The organism is Citricoccus sp. CH26A, assembly GCF_000224415.1.
In the GTDB taxonomy this organism is placed as follows: Bacteria; Actinomycetota; Actinomycetes; order Actinomycetales; family Micrococcaceae; genus Citricoccus.
Map to the genome: position 1 here is coordinate 110,815 of NZ_AFXQ01000004.1, position 14,638 is coordinate 125,452.

Annotated in this window: 12 protein-coding genes and 1 pseudogene; 8 read left to right on the forward strand and 5 right to left on the reverse strand. The window is 70.5% G+C overall.

Annotated features, from left to right (window positions below; genetic code table 11):
- Positions 1-11 precede the first annotated feature (11 nt).
- Genes lipB through CITRI_RS0104095 form a run of 3 tightly spaced genes read left to right on the forward strand, consistent with a single transcriptional unit; the run spans position 12 to position 2,591 of the window.
- Complete coding sequence (gene lipB / locus CITRI_RS0104085; RefSeq protein ID WP_010143355.1) at positions 12-755, forward strand: lipoyl(octanoyl) transferase LipB; 744 nt, start codon at positions 12-14, stop codon at positions 753-755.
- Positions 752-1,756 (forward strand): lipoyl synthase, encoded by a 1,005-nt coding sequence (gene lipA / locus CITRI_RS0104090; RefSeq protein WP_010143357.1) that lies wholly within the window; start codon positions 752-754, stop codon positions 1,754-1,756. Before lipB ends, lipA begins: the two co-directional genes overlap by 4 nt.
- 13 nt (positions 1,757-1,769) lie before the next feature.
- The gene (locus tag CITRI_RS0104095) at positions 1,770-2,591 is read left to right on the forward strand and encodes a DUF4191 domain-containing protein (protein WP_010143358.1); all 822 of its coding nucleotides are present in this window, start codon (positions 1,770-1,772) and stop codon (positions 2,589-2,591) included.
- Positions 2,592-2,716: 125 nt separating this feature from the next.
- On the opposite strand, the gene CITRI_RS0104100 is transcribed toward CITRI_RS0104095, so the two are convergent.
- Positions 2,717-3,274, reverse strand: coding sequence for an RDD family protein (locus CITRI_RS0104100; protein ID WP_010143359.1), 558 nt, complete (start codon positions 3,272-3,274; stop codon positions 2,717-2,719).
- 174 nt (positions 3,275-3,448) lie between these two features.
- Between CITRI_RS0104100 and glnA the strand changes: the two genes are divergently transcribed.
- Both glnA and CITRI_RS0104110 read left to right on the forward strand, forming a co-directional pair.
- Positions 3,449-4,873: a type I glutamate--ammonia ligase gene (gene glnA / locus CITRI_RS0104105; RefSeq protein ID WP_010143360.1), complete on the forward strand. Its 1,425-nt coding sequence runs from the start codon at positions 3,449-3,451 to the stop codon at positions 4,871-4,873.
- A gap of 90 nt (positions 4,874-4,963) precedes the next feature.
- Positions 4,964-5,950, forward strand: coding sequence for an LLM class flavin-dependent oxidoreductase (locus CITRI_RS0104110; RefSeq protein WP_010143361.1), 987 nt, complete (start codon positions 4,964-4,966; stop codon positions 5,948-5,950).
- Positions 5,951-5,976: 26 nt separating this feature from the next.
- Here the strand turns inward: CITRI_RS0104110 and CITRI_RS0104115 are convergent, their stop codons facing one another.
- The gene (locus CITRI_RS0104115; protein WP_010143362.1) at positions 5,977-9,126 is read right to left on the reverse strand and encodes a bifunctional [glutamine synthetase] adenylyltransferase/[glutamine synthetase]-adenylyl-L-tyrosine phosphorylase; all 3,150 of its coding nucleotides are present in this window, start codon (positions 9,124-9,126) and stop codon (positions 5,977-5,979) included.
- Positions 9,127-9,132: 6 nt separating this feature from the next.
- Positions 9,133-10,473, reverse strand: a complete 1,341-nt coding sequence (locus CITRI_RS0104120; protein WP_010143363.1) for a glutamine synthetase family protein — start codon at positions 10,471-10,473, stop codon at positions 9,133-9,135.
- Positions 10,474-10,594: 121 nt separating this feature from the next.
- Here CITRI_RS0104120 and panB point away from each other — a divergent pair, with 121 nt between their 5' ends.
- Positions 10,595-11,437, forward strand: coding sequence for a 3-methyl-2-oxobutanoate hydroxymethyltransferase (gene panB / locus CITRI_RS0104125; RefSeq protein ID WP_010143364.1), 843 nt, complete (start codon positions 10,595-10,597; stop codon positions 11,435-11,437).
- 87 nt (positions 11,438-11,524) lie between these two features.
- Here panB and CITRI_RS0104130 read toward each other — a convergent pair whose 3' ends face one another.
- Positions 11,525-11,728 carry a hypothetical protein gene (locus tag CITRI_RS0104130; RefSeq protein ID WP_010143366.1) on the reverse strand — a complete coding sequence of 68 codons (204 nt, stop codon included), beginning with the start codon at positions 11,726-11,728 and terminating at the stop codon, positions 11,525-11,527.
- Between the two features lie 77 nt (positions 11,729-11,805).
- On the opposite strand from CITRI_RS0104130, the gene map reads away from it, so the two are divergent.
- Positions 11,806-12,762, forward strand: coding sequence for a type I methionyl aminopeptidase (gene map / locus CITRI_RS0104135; RefSeq protein ID WP_029139031.1), 957 nt, complete (start codon positions 11,806-11,808; stop codon positions 12,760-12,762).
- Between the two features lie 46 nt (positions 12,763-12,808).
- Positions 12,809-13,594: pseudogene (gene ppgK / locus CITRI_RS16255) on the forward strand (polyphosphate--glucose phosphotransferase); the annotation flags it as partial.
- A gap of 544 nt (positions 13,595-14,138) precedes the next feature.
- Here the strand turns inward: ppgK and nrdR are convergent.
- Positions 14,139-14,633, reverse strand: a complete 495-nt coding sequence (gene nrdR, locus CITRI_RS0104145; RefSeq protein ID WP_029139032.1) for a transcriptional regulator NrdR — start codon at positions 14,631-14,633, stop codon at positions 14,139-14,141.
- Positions 14,634-14,638 lie beyond the last annotated feature (5 nt).

Here is a 14,638-nt window from a genome sequence, read left to right on the forward strand (position 1 = left end):
AGAGTGGACGCATGTCCGCGTCGACCTACCCGCCGTTCCGCGTCCTGGGCCTGTCCCCGGACACCGTTGACTACCAACGGGCGTGGGACCTGCAACAGTCGTTGCACGCCGACGTCGTGGACGGTTCCTCGGCCGGCGCCGTGCTGCTGCTGGAACACACCGCGGTCTACACCGCCGGCAAGCGCACCGAGCCCGCGGACCTGCCCGATGACGGCTCGGCCGTGGTCCACGTGGACCGCGGCGGCAAGCTGACCTGGCACGGCCCCGGCCAACTGGTCTGCTACCCCGTGGTCCGGCTCGCCGACCGCGCCGCCGTCCGGGAGTACGTCTGGTTCCTGGAGGAGGTCATCGTCCGGACGCTGGCCGGTTACGGCCTGACCGGTGAACGGGTCGACGGACGGTCCGGGGTCTGGATCCGGGGCGGGACCGACGCCGAGGGCAGGCCCCTGCCCGATCGCAAGATCGCGGCCATCGGTCTGCGGGTCAACCACGGGGTCTCCATGCACGGGTTCGCCCTGAACTGCGACAACGACCTGGCCCCCTACGACCACATCATCGCCTGCGGCATCACCGACGCGGGCTCCACCACCATCGCGGCCGAGACCGGACAGGACGTGTCCCCCGCCGACGTCTTGACCGCCGTGATGGAGCACTTCACCGCCTTGGCCCCGGAGCACCTCGCCCCCGTGTCCTCGGCCCTCCTCGCCGAGGGCGAGGGAATCGACTCCCCCCTGCTGGAAGGAACATCCAAGTGAGCGCATCCCCCGACGGCCGCCGACTGCTGCGCGTCGAGGCCCGGAACTCCGAGGTCCCCGTGGAACGCAAGCCCGACTGGATCAAGGCGAAGGTCGAGATCGGGCCGGAGTTCATCCAGCTGAAGAACAAGGTCAAGTCCTCCGGCCTGCACACCGTGTGTGAGGAGGCCGGCTGCCCGAACATCTTCGAGTGCTGGGAGGACCGGGAGGCCACCTTCCTGATCGGTGGTGACGTCTGCACCCGCCGCTGTGACTTCTGCGACATCGCCACCGGCCGCCCCAACCCGCTGGACCTGGACGAGCCCCGCCGGGTGGCGGAGAACATCCGCGAGATGAACCTGCGCTACACCACGGTCACCGGCGTGGCCCGGGACGACCAGAAGGACGGTGCGGCCTGGCTCTACGCCGAGACGATCCGGAAGATCCACGAACTGAACCCGAACACGGGCGTGGAGATCCTGCCCCCGGACTTCGGGGCCGACCCGGACCTCGTCCAGGTCGTCTTCGACGCCCGACCCGAGGTCTTCGCCCACAACCTGGAGACGGTGCCGCGGATCTTCAAGCGCATCCGACCGGCGTTCACCTATGAGAAGTCCCTGCGCGTGCTGACCATGGCCAAGGCCGACGGGCTCCTCACCAAGTCCAACCTCATCCTGGGCATGGGTGAGGAGGACCACGAGATCGACCAGGCGCTGCTGGACCTGCACGAGGCCGGTTGCGACATCATCACGATCACCCAGTACGTGCGTCCCTCGAAGCTGCACCACCCGATCGACCGCTGGGTCAAGCCGCAGGAATTCGTGCACTGGTCCGACCGGGCCGAGGAGATCGGCTTCGCGGGCGTCATGGCCGGTCCCCTGGTCCGGTCCTCCTACCGGGCCGGCCGGCTGTACGCCTCCGCCATGCGCAAGCTCGGACGGCCCATGCCCGAGCACCTCGCCCACATCGAGGACAACGGCAGCACGCGGCAGGAGGCCGCAACGCTCCTCGCCGGCCGGTAGACTTAGCGCCACTATGGCCAAGAGCACAGATTCCGCAGCATCCTCGACCTCGACCCGTGACGCCCTGAAGGCGGTCAAGGCCGCCCAGCGTGAGCGCCGCCTCCAGGAGCGCGCCAGCGCCAAGGCGAACAAGGCCGAGAACAGGGCCCGGAAGAAGGCCACCAAGAAGCCCGGCGTCTTCAAGCAGATGGGCGAGGTCTTCTCCATGACCCGCGCCCACGACCCCAAGGTCGTGCTGTGGATGTCGCTGGCCTTCGTCGGTGCCCTCGTCATCGGCCTCATCGTCGGCCTGCTCCTGAACAACTGGATCACGTGGCTGCTCATCGCCATCCCGTTCGGACTGCTGGCCGCCGTCATCATCATGAACCGGATGGCCGAGCGCGCCGCCTTCGCCCGCATCGACGGCCGCCCCGGTGCCGCCGGCGCGGCCCTGTCCACCCTGCGCCGCGGCTGGATCATCCCCGAACAGCCCGTCGCGGTGAGCCCCAAGACCCAGGACGCGGTCTTCCGCGCGGTGGGCCGTCCCGGTGTCGTGCTCATCACCGAGGGTCCGACCAATCGCGTCCGTCCCCTGGTGGAGAAGGAACGGCGCAACATGCAGCGCTTCCTGCCCAACGTGCCCATCCAGGTCCTCGTGACCGGACACGGTGAGGGTCAGGTCGAACTCCAGGACCTGGCCAAGACCCTCAAGCGCATGAAGAAGACCCTGACCAAGCAGGAGGTCCAGGCCGTGGACAAGCGCCTGGCGGCGCTGGGGTCCGCGAAGATGCCGATCCCGAAGGGCATCGATCCCTACCGCGCCCGGCCGGACCGCAAGTCGATGCGCGGCCGATAGGCCTCCTGCACCGGAAGAACGGACCCCGGGCCGCGAGCCTCCTGGGACCCGCACGTCCGGGTCCCAGGGAGCCTCGTCCCCCGGTCACCTCACCCCGGACCCTCATCCCCGGGTCCTGGGGAACCTCACATCCGGATTTGGACCGTTCCGGCGGCCCGGTCGTGCAGTCCGCGGCCGTCACCGTCGATCACCAGCGGCGGGACGATCAGGCAGAGCAGCACCGTGCGCAGCAGGGCCTTGGGCAGGCCGGTCATGGCCCCGCCGACGCGGACGACCTGGATCCGGACCAGTCGCTTGCCGATCGTGGTGCCCAGGAGGCCGAGGCCCAGCACCTGCAGGACGACGAACAGGCCCAGCGTCACGAGGCTGTGCCCCTGGAACCACACGGCGGACACCACGGCGGGGATGAACCAGTCGATGACCAGGGCCAGCACCCGCCGGCCCCATCTGGCCATCGCCGTCGGTCCCTCCTCGGCCAGTCCGAGGCGTTCCCCGGGCCACGTGCCCAGCTGTCCGGGCCGTTCGGTCCCCCCGACCCACCCGGCCATGTCCCGCCGGGTGATGAGGCGCTCGTCGGCGGGCTCCGCAGCGGGTCGCGGACGGTCGTCGCGGGGCTTCCCGGACGGCCCCGTCGAGGAGGCGCCTGCACCGGCGGAGGACCTGTTCTTCTTGGATCGAGCCACCGTCCCACTCTACCGAGTCGGCCCGTCCGCGTCCGCCTGCCACCGCGGGGACGGCCACCGCGGACCCAGGCCGCGGCGTGCCGTGTTACACGCCCGAAACACGACCGTCACCGATGATTCACGGCATGCCGATAGGGTGAACCCATTCGCAACGATCCACCGAGGAGCGCCCGCATGTTCACTTCCGTCCAGGAAGCCCTGCAGTTCATCCAGGAAGAGGACATCGTCTTCGTCGATGTCCGCTTCACCGACCTGCCCGGGGTCCAGCAGCACTTCAACCTGCCGGCCAAGGCCGTGGACGAGGACTTCTTCACCGATGGCCAGCTCTTCGACGGCTCGTCCATCCGTGGCTTCCAGGGCATCGCCGAGTCCGACATGCAGCTGATCCCGGACGTGGCCACCGCCTACGTCGACCCCTTCCGGGTCGAGAAGACCCTGGTGATGAACTTCTCCATCGTCAACCCGCGGACGGGTGAGCCGTACCACCGCGACCCGCGCGGTGTCGCCCAGCGCGCCGAGGAGTACCTGGCCTCCACCGGCATCGCCGACACGGCGAACTTCGCCTCCGAGGCCGAGTTCTTCATCTTCGAGGACGTCCGGTACCAGTCCACGCCCAACCACAGCTTCTACTCGGTCGATTCCGACGAGGCCTGGTGGAACTCCGGTCGCGCCGAGGAGGGCGGCAACCTCTCGCACAAGACCGGTGTCAAGGGCGGTTACTTCCCCGTCTCGCCGGTCGACAAGCAGGCCGACCTGCGCGATGCGATCTGCGTGGCCCTGGACGAGGTGGGCCTGGAGGTCGAGCGGTCCCACCACGAGGTCGGTGCGGCCGGCCAGGCGGAGATCAACTACCGGTTCAACACGCTGACCCACGCGGCCGATGACCTGCAGAAGTTCAAGTACGTCGTGAAGAACACCGCGGACGCCTTCGGCAAGACCGCGACCTTCATGCCGAAGCCCGTGTTCGGTGACAACGGTTCGGGCATGCACTGCCACCAGTCGCTGTGGAACGCCGGCGAGCCGCTGTTCTACGACGAGAAGGGCTATGCCAACCTCTCCGACACCGCCCGCTGGTACATCGGCGGCCTGTTGAAGCACGCCTCTGCCATCCTGGCGTTCACCAACCCGACGGTGAACTCCTACCGGCGCCTGGTGAAGGGCTTCGAGGCCCCGATCAACATGGTCTACTCCCAGGGCAACCGCTCGGCGGCCATCCGCATCCCGATCACGGGCTCCAACCCGAAGGCCAAGCGCCTCGAGTTCCGCGCCCCGGATCCGTCCAGCAACCCGTACCTGGCCTTCGCCGCCCAGCTGATGGCCGGCCTGGACGGCATCCGCAACCGGATCGAGCCGGCCGAGCCGATCGACAAGGACCTCTACGAGCTGCCCGCCGAGGAGGCCGCGACCATCCAGAAGGCACCTGCCTCGCTGGAGGAGGCCCTGCGCGCGCTCGAGGAGGACCACGAGTTCCTCCTGGCCGGTGACGTCTTCACCGAGGACCTCATCGAGGCCTGGATCTCCTACAAGCGTGAGCACGAGATCCTGCCGCTGTCGATCCGCCCGAACCCCTACGAGTTCGAGCTGTACTACGGCGTCTGATCCTCGACCGCATCCAGCCGACGCCGGGGGGAATAGATTCCCCCCGGCGTCGGCTGTGCCTGAGCGACGTCCCCTCGTGAAAGGCCCCTCGTGAGCTACCCCTTGTCGATCCTCGACCTGTCCACCGTCCTGCCGGACCAGTCCGTCGCCGAGGCGGTGGCGGCCACCGTGGACCTGGCGCGGGCGGCCGAGGAGCAGGGGTTCGCCCGGATCTGGTTCGCCGAGCACCACAACTTCCCGTCCATCGCCTCCTCGGCCACCTCGGTGCTGATCGCCCACGTCGCCGCGAACACCTCGAGCATCCGCCTGGGCGCCGGCGGCATCATGCTCCCCAACCACTCGCCGCTGGTGATCGCCGAGCAGTTCGGCACCCTGGCCGAGATCCACCCGGGCCGGATCGATCTGGGACTCGGGCGGGCCCCGGGCACGGACCAGCGGACCATGATGGCCCTGCGGCGCGAGCCCTCGGCGGCCGACACGTTCCCCCGGGACATCAAGGAACTCCAGGGATACCTCAAGGGCGAGTCCATGATCCCCGGAGTGGACGCCTATCCGGGCAAGGGGACCGACGTCCCGCTGTTCGTGCTCGGCTCCTCCCAGTACGGGGCACAGCTCGCGGCCGCCCTGGGGCTCGGGTACGCTTTCGCCTCGCACTTCGCCCCGCAGATGCTCGAGCACGCCGCCCGCATCTACCGGGAGTCGTTCGAGCCGTCCGAGGACTACCCGGAACCGCACTTCATCGCCGCGCTGAACGTCATCGCCGCCGACACCGCCGAGGAGGCGCAGCGGCAGTTCGAGCTCTCCCAGCGGTTCCGCATCCGGCAGATGCTCGGCCGGGGGCGGGACCTCACCGAGCAGGAGGTCACCCAGCTGATGCACTCCCCCGCCGCGGAACAGGTGCTGTCGATGACCAAGTACACGGCCGTCGGCACCGTCGAGACCGTCCGGGACTACCTGGACCGGTTCAGGGAGCGCGTCCAGGCGGACGAGCTGATCATCACCAACGCGGCATCGGACCTCGAGGCCCGGCACCGGACCCTCCAGCTGCTCGGGGAGGGCGTCATGGTCCGCGGCTGACCCGCCGGGCGGGACGCCGCCCCGGTTCAGGCCCCGTAGAAGTGCTTCTCGAACACCTGGCGGGCGTGCCGGGTGCACCGGAGGTAGTCCTCCTCCAGTCCGGCGGCATTGCCGGGCTCGTAACCGCACCACCGCGCGATGGCCTCCAGGTCCTGGCGCTTGGCCGGCAGCACGTCCGAGTTCTTGCCGGACCACACCACGATGCCGGAGCGGATCCTCGAGGCCAGCTGCCACGCACGGTGCAGCACCTGACCGTCCTCCGCCGGCAACAGGCCCTCCGTCACCAGCGCCTCCAGCGCGGACATCGTCTCGGTCGTCCGCAATGACGCGCGGGTGTCCGCGTGCTGCAGCTGGAGGGTCTGGACGAGCCACTCGACGTCGGACAGCCCGCCCCGGCCCAGCTTGAGGTGCCGGGCGGGGTCCGCGCCCCGTGGCAGCCGCTCGGACTCCACCCGGGCCTTGATCCGGCGGATCTCCCGGATGGCCGAGGGGCCGGGATCCCCGGCATAGCGCACGGAGTCCGCCCAGGCGGTGAAGTCCCGGGCGAGCTCGGGATCGCCGGCGACCGCCCGCGCCCGCAGCAGGGCCTGGACCTCCCAGGTGTCCGCCCAGCGCCGGTAGTACTCCTGGTAGGACTCCAGGGACCGCGCCAGCGGCCCCTTCTTGCCCTCGGGGCGCAGGTCGGCGTCCACGATCAGTGGCCGCTCCGCCAGGACCGGCGGCCGGCACGGCTTGGTCAGCAGCGAGCTCACCTGCTTCGCCAGCTCCACGGCCTGCCGCTGCGCCGCGTCGGGGTCGGCACCGGGCCGGGGGCGATGGACGAACATCACGTCCAGGTCCGAGCCGTAACCGATCTCCCGGCCGCCCTGGCGGCCCATGGCCACCAGGAGCAGGTCGGTGAGTTCCCCGGCCTCGTCCTGGCGGGCCTCGGGGTGGCCGAACATCGTGTTCTCGGCCACGTGCAGGGCGCCGAGGACGGCGGCCCGGTCCGCGTCGGAGAGGGCATGCCCGACGGCGTCTTGGTCCAGCAGTCCCGATGCGTCGGCGATCGCGGTGCGCAGGATCTCGCGCTGCCTGATCAACCGGATCTGCCGCATCGCCTCGTCACCGTCCGGATGGCGGGCCATCTTGGCCCGGATCTCCTGCCACTGCGCCTCGAACGGCATCGGCTGCAGTTCACGGTCCCGGCCCAGCCAGGCCGCGGCCTCCGGCAGGTGCTCGAGCATGTCGCTGATGTACGAGGAGGAGGACAGCACATGGCACAACCGCTCCGCCGCCGCGGAGGAGTCCCGGAGCATCCCCAGGAACCAGGGTGAGGAGCCGAGGGACTCGGACAGCCTCCGGAAGGCGAGCAGGCCGCCGTCGGGGTCCGGTCCGTTCGCCAGCCAGCCGAGCATGACCGGCAACAGCTGCCGCTGCAGGGACGCGCGTCGGGAGACGCCCGTGGTGAGGGCCTCGATATGGCGCAGGGCACCCGCCGGGTCTAGGTACCCCAGGGCCGAGAGCCGCTCGCCCACCGCCACCGGGGTGAGGCGGACCTCCTCGGCGGACAGTGCCGCCGTGGTGGACAGCAGCGGACGGTAGAAGATCTTCTCGTGCAGGGCCCGCACGTCCTTGCGGGTCCGTTTCCACACCGCCGTGAGGGCATCGGCGTCGGACGGGCCCGGTTCCCCCGGGCCCCGGGAGGAGCGGGCCAGCACCCACCGGGCACGGGGGCGGTCCGGCATCAGGTGGGTGCGGCGCAGGTGCACCAACTGGATCCGGTGCTCCAGCAGGCGCAGGAACCGGTAGGCCGCCGCGAAGGACTGGGCGTCCTTGCGGCCGATGTAGGAGCGCCGTTCCAGGGCGCGGATGGCGCTCTGGGTGTTGCGGACCCGCACTGACTCCTCGGTCTTGCCATGGACCAGCTGCAGCAGCTGGACCGTGAACTCGACGTCCCGGAGCCCGCCGGAGCCCAGCTTGATCTCACGGTCCCGGTCCTGGTGCGCGATGTTGTCCAGCACGCGGCGGCGCATGCCCTGGACGGAGGACACGAAGCCCTCCCGCTCAGAGCTCGTCCACACCAGGGGCCAGATCGCGTCGATGTACTCCTGGCCCAGCTCGGGCAGTCCGGCGATCGGCCGGGCCTTGAGCAGGGCCTGGAACTCCCAGGTGTGCGCCCAGCGGCGGTAGTACTCTGCGTGGGAGTCGACCGTGCGGGACAGGGCCCCGTCCTTGCCCTCCGGACGCAGGTTGGCGTCCACCTCCCACAGTCCCGGCTCGGGCGCCGCTGCGGTCACGTACCGGGAGATCCCGGCGGCCAGGGCGGTGGCGATGGTCGCCGACCGGTGCCCGTCGGCCAGGGTCGAGGAGTGGACGAAGATCACGTCCACGTCCGAGATGTAGTTCAGCTCCCGGGCCCCGCACTTGCCCATGCCGATGACCGCCAGGCTGACGCCGCGCGCGTCATCGCCATACTGCTCGACGGCGTCCGCGCGGGACACCGCCAGCCCCGCCTCGATCGCGGCGCCGGCCAGGTCGGACAGCCACGCCGAGACCTTCGGCTGGATGCCCTGGGGATCCGGGTCGGTCAGGTCCTGCAGCGCGAGGGCCGTCAGCTGCCGGCGGTACGCGATGCGCAGCGCGGCGGCGGCCTCCTTGCCCCGCAGCCCGGCCACCGGCTCGGGGACCGAGGGATCCGCCTCCACGGACGCCAGCAGCAGGTCCCGGAGCGGGGAGGACTCGGCGTCCAGCCCCTCCGGGCCGAGCACGGGGGCCGTGGCCGCGGCCTGCGTGGGATCGGTGAGCAGGTCCACGTGGTCCGGCCGCCGGATCAGGAACTCCCCCAGCGCTTCCGAGGAGCCCAGCAGTCGCGCCAGGGCGAGGGACCGGTCGGGGTCGTCCAGCACGCCTGCCGCCCCCGGGGCCCGGTCCAGGAGACGGACCAGGAGGATCAGGGCCTGGTCGGGGTCCGGGGCGTCGGCCAGGATCCCGAGCAGCGTCTCGTGGTCGACCCGGTCGAGCTCGCTCGAGGCCAGCAGCGTGCGAGCGCGGTCGAGGTCGGTGAACCCGGTCCCGATGAGCACGCCCCGGCTGAATCCGCCGGCCTCGGCCGGGGAACCGGCCGGGACCGGTATGCCGCTGCGGTTCGCGCCGCGGGCGGCAGGGGCGCTGCTTCCGGGGGTGGAGGGTCGCATCGGGCTCTACAGGATGCCGAGGTACCGCTGCAGTTCGTAGGGGGTGACCTTGATCCGGTACTCGTCCCATTCCTGGCGCTTGTTGCGCAGGTAGTTCTCGAACACCTGCTCCCCCAGCACCCCGGCGACGAACTCGGACTCCTCCATGATCCGCAGGGCATCGTGCAGGGTGCCCGGCAGCGGGTCGTGGCCCAGGGCACGGCGTTCCATGGCGGTCAGGGCGTTGACGTCCTCCGCCGCCGCCTCCGGGAGCTCGTACTCCTCCTCGATCCCCTTCAGCCCGGCCGCCAGCAGGACGGCATAGGTGAGGTACGGGTTGGCGGAGGCGTCGATGCCGCGGTACTCCACGCGGGCGGACCCGGCCTTGTCCGGCTTGTACAGGGGCACCCGGACCAGGGCGGAGCGGTTGTTGTGGCCCCAGGAGACGTAGGCGGGCGCCTCGCCGCCGCCCCAGAGTCGCTTGTAGGAGTTGACGAACTGGTGGGTGATCGCCGTGATCTCCACGCTGTGGTGCAGCAGTCCGGCGATGAACCGGCGTGCGGTGGTGGACAGGTGGAACTCCGCGCCGGGCTCGAAGAAGGCGTTGGAGTCACCCTCGAAGAGGGAGAAGTGGGTGTGCATCCCGGAGCCGGCGTGGTCGCCGAAGGGCTTGGGCATGAACGTGGCGTAGTTGCCCTGCAGCTGGGCGACCTCCTTGATGACCGTGCGGAACGTCATGATGTTGTCCGCCGTCTGCAGCGCGTCCGCGTACCTCAGGTCGATCTCGTTCTGGCCCGGGCCGGACTCGTGGTGGCTGAACTCCACGGAGATCCCGATGGCCTCCAGCATGTTCACCGCGTGGCGGCGGAAGTCCGTGGCCACCCCGCCGGGCTCGTGGTCGAAGTACCCGGCCTGGTCCACCGGGACCGGCTGGCCGTCCGGCCCCGGTTCCTTCGAGGCCAACAGGTAGAACTCGATCTCCGGGTGCGTGTAGAAGGTGAAGCCCATGTCCGCGGCCCGGGACAGCTGGCGGCGCAGCACGTTCCGGGGATCCGCCGCGGACGGCTCGCCGTCCGGGGTGAGCACGTCGCAGAACATCCGCGACGTCGGCTCCTCCTCACCCCGCCAGGGCAGGATCTGGAAGGTCGAGGGATCCGGCTGCAGCAGCATGTCGGACTCGAAGATCCGGGTGTAGCCGTCGATGGAGGACCCGTCGAAGCCCAGCCCCTCGGCGAAGGCCCCCTCCACCTCGGCGGGTGCCAGGGCCACGGACTTCAGCGTCCCGGTCACGTCGGTGAACCACAGGCGCACGAACCGCACGTCCCGGTCCTCGATGGTCCTGAGTACAAACTCCTGTTGGCGATCCATCGTTCGTGGCTGCCTCCTGTCGGATCGGGACGTTGGCTCCACTGTAGCGGTGGGAGCACTCCCGTGCGTGGTCACGCCGGACATGCCCCGAGGTCAGCACCGGCGACACTAGACTGCGGTCATGGCTGAGAACGAGACCGCACCGTACGCCGCCAAGACCCCGGCCCGGTACCGTACCGCGCACCTGCAGCAGGCCAAGGACGAGGGCCGCCGGTTCGCCATGCTCACCGCCTACGACTTCCAGATGGCCCAGGTGTTCGACGAGGCCGGCCTCGAGACGATCCTGGTGGGCGATTCGGCGGCCAACAACGTGATGGGCCACGCCACGACGCTGCCGATCACCCTGGAGGAGATGATCGTCTTCGCCGGTTCCGTGGTGCGCGGCACCACTCATGCGATGGTCATCTGCGACCTGCCGTTCGGCTCGTACGAGGTCTCCCCCGAACAGGCCACCGCCAGTGCCATCCGGCTCGTCAAGGAGGCCGGGGTGCACGCCGTGAAGATGGAGGGCGGGATCCGGTACGCGGACCACGTGGCCATGATGACCGATGCCGGCGTGCCGGTCATGGCCCACATCGGCTTCACGCCGCAGTCGGAGAACGTCCTGGGCGGGTACCGCGTCCAGGGCCGCGGCGAGGGCGCCGCCGAGTCCATGATCCGCGAGGCCACGGTGCTCCAGGACGCCGGGGCCTTCGCGGTCCTGATGGAGATGGTGCCCTCCGACGTGGCCCGCCAGGTGGACGAGGCCCTGCGCGTGCCCACCATCGGGATCGGTGCGGGTGCCGGGACCACGGGACAGGTGCTGGTCTGGCAGGACATGCTGGGCCTGCGGGCCGGGAGGATGCCCCGGTTCGTCAAGCAGTACGCGGACCTTCGCTCGGTCGTCGGCGAGGCCGCGGCCGCCTACCGCCGGGACGTGCTGGAGGGCACCTTCCCGGCCGCGGAGCACGGCTTCGAGTCCTGAGGTTCCGGTGCCTCCCGGGCGCCGTCCTGCGCGCCCCGGCAGGGGCGGGCCACCGGCCCACGGGGCGCGGGCCGGTGGACCGCGGACTCAGTCCCGGTCGTTGGAGGGATTGTTGTCCCAGTTGGAGTCCTCGGCCTCGCGTTCGTCCCAGCGCTCGTTGTTGGCCTGCACCTGCGCGATCGCGCCCTCGGCCTCCTCGCGGGTGGTGTAGGGGCCCAGCAGCTTCGACCAGTCCGACTGGGGGCCCTCCTCGACGGTCTTGGTGACGACGTTGTACCAGTATTCGCTCATGGCACCAGCCTAGGGTCGGTCCCGGCGATCCGGCCCCGGCGGGACGGCGATAGGATCGAAACATGTCCGAAGGCTCCATGACGTCCACCCGAACCGCCACCGTCCCCGCCGGGACCGCAGCCAGCCACAACGGCCCGGCCCCCGCCGGGCCGCCTGCCGGCCAGCCCGGCTCCCTGGCGCCCGTGGGAACCCTGGCCCCGGGCGTCGTCGCCCCGTCGCTGCCCGTGCCCGCCTCCATCGACCGCCCGGAGTACGTGGGGAAGGCCACCGCGGACGAGGGCAAGGGGTCGGACGTCTACGACGCCGAGGGCATCGAGAGGATCCGAGCCGCGGGACGACTGGCCGCCCGGGCCATGCAGGAGACGGCGAAGCACATCGCCCCGGGGGTGACCACGGCCGAACTGGACAGGGTGGCCCACGAGTACCTCATCGGCCACGGAGCCTACCCGTCCTGCCTGGGCTACAAGGGATTCCCCAAGTCCATCTGCACCTCGCTCAACGAGGTCATCTGCCACGGCATCCCGGACGACACGGTCCTGGAGGACGGGGACATCGTCAACCTCGACATCACCGCCTACCTGGACGGCCACCACGGCGACCACAACATGACCTTCACCGTCGGCACCGTGGACGAGGAGTCCGCCCTGCTGGTCGAGCGCACGCACGAGGCGATGATGCGGGGCATCAAGGCCGTGAAGCCGGGCCGGGAGATCAACGTCATCGGCCGCGCCATCGAGTCCTACGCCAGGCGCTTCGGCTACGGCGTGGTGCGGGACTTCATCGGCCACGGCGTCGGCCGGGAGTTCCACTCCGGCCTGGTCATCCCCCACTACGACGCCGCCCCGGCGCACAACCGGCTCATGGTCCCCGGCATGGTGTTCACCATCGAGCCGATGATCACCCTCGGCTCCATCGCGTGGGACCAGTGGGACGACGGCTGGACCGTGGTCACCCGGGACCGCAGGCGCACCGCCCAGTTCGAGCACACGCTGGTCGTCACCGACGACGGCGCGGACATCCTGACCCTGCCCTGACCACGTCCCCCGTCGACACCCGGCCGAGACCCCTAGGAGCACTTCCATGGCGCAGCAGAGAACTGATCCTGCCACCGGGGCACACACCGCCCTCGGGATCGATGTCGGCGGTACCGGCATGAAGGGCGGGATCGTCCAGCTCGGCGATGGCCCGGACACCGGCCGGCTGGTCGGCAAGCGGTACCGGATCCCCACGCCGAAACCGGCCGTCCCGGAAACGGTCGCCGGGGTCCTGGCCGAGATCGCGGCCGAGCTGGACTCCCGGCCCGAGGCCCCGCCGTCGACCCTGATGGCCGGCGTGTGCTTCCCCGCCGCCATCCAGAACGGGATCTGCCGCACGGCGACGAACATCGACCGGTCCTGGATCGGCACCGACGTGGACGCGCTGTTCTCCGAGCACCTCAAGCGCCCGGTGGCCACCCTGAACGACGCCGACGCCGCCGGCCTGGCCGAGGTCCGGTTCGGTGCGGGCCGGGGGGTGCCGGGGACGGTCCTCGTCCTCACCCTCGGCACCGGCATCGGGGGCGGACTGTTCAGGGACGGCGAACTGGTGCCGAACCTGGAACCGGGCACCATCGAGCTCGACGGGGCGATCGCCGAGCAGCGGGCCTCGGCGGCCGCCCGCGAGCGGGACGGACTGGACTGGCCGGAGTACGCCGAGCGGCTCCAGCGCTACTTCTCCTACGTGGAGGGCATCTTCTACCCGGACCTGATCATCGTCGGCGGCGGCATCTCCAAGCGCCCCCAGGACTACCTCCCGCTGTTGCGCCTGCGCACCCCGATCGTGCCGGCCGCACTGCAGAACAATGCCGGGATCGTGGGAGCCGCGCTGTGGGCCACCGACGTGATGGCCCAGTCCCCCGCCCGGGCGTCCGTGCTGCAGACCGCCCGGAGGGCGGCCGACCAGGAGATCGCACGCCGGGTGGAGGCCGACCAGGCCGGCACCGGACGGACCGCGGCGACGGGCACGGGCATGACCGGAGAGGCCCGCCAGGCGGCGGAGCGCGCGGCCGCGGCCAAGACGGTCACGAGCGGGACGGCGGGCAAGGCCGGGAAGACCGCCCAGGGAGTCACGGCGGACAAGCCGGGCAAGCAGGGGAAGGCGTCCACGGCCGCCCAGGACAAGGCGGCCCGGTTGCGGAAGAAGGCCGACAAGGCGGCGAAGCGGGCCGCCAAGGCCGAGCGCAAGGCGGCCAAGGAGGCCCAGGCCGTCCACAAGGCCATGGAGAAGGCGATCCGCCGCTCCAGCCGGTAGCCTGCGGACTCGCTGCCTGCGTCACGACCGCCCCGCGGGGCCGTGGTGGCCGATGGTGGCTCCGGCTTCCCCTCCGGAACCACCATCGGCAGTCTGATGGGCCCGTCACGGGCTCCCGCGCTCAGCGGGTGAACAGCCGCGGCTGCAGGGCCCTGACCGTCTCGGGCCTGTTCCCCGCCTCGCGCAGCTCCTCCACGGCGCGGGCGAAGTCGTCGAGCGAGTCGAAGTCCTGGTAGACCGATGCGAAGCGCAGGTACGCCACCTGGTCCAGCCGGCGCAAGGGGTCGAGGATCGCGAGCCCCACCTCGTGGGCGTCCACCTCGGCGTTGCCGGTGGCGCGGATGGTCTCCTCCACCTCCTGGGCGAGCATGGCCAGGTCGTCGTTGGTCACCGGCCGCCCCTGACAGGCCTTGCGGACGCCGTTGATGACCTTGGAGCGGTCGAACGGCTCCGCCACCCCGGAACGCTTGACCACGGTCAGCGCCGTGGTCTCCATGGTGGTGAACCGCTTGCCGCAGGACTGGCACTGCCGTCGCCGGCGGATGGCGGATCCGTCGTCGAGGGACCGGGAGTCCACCACCCGGGAATCCTCATGACGACAGAAGGGACAGTGCATGGACT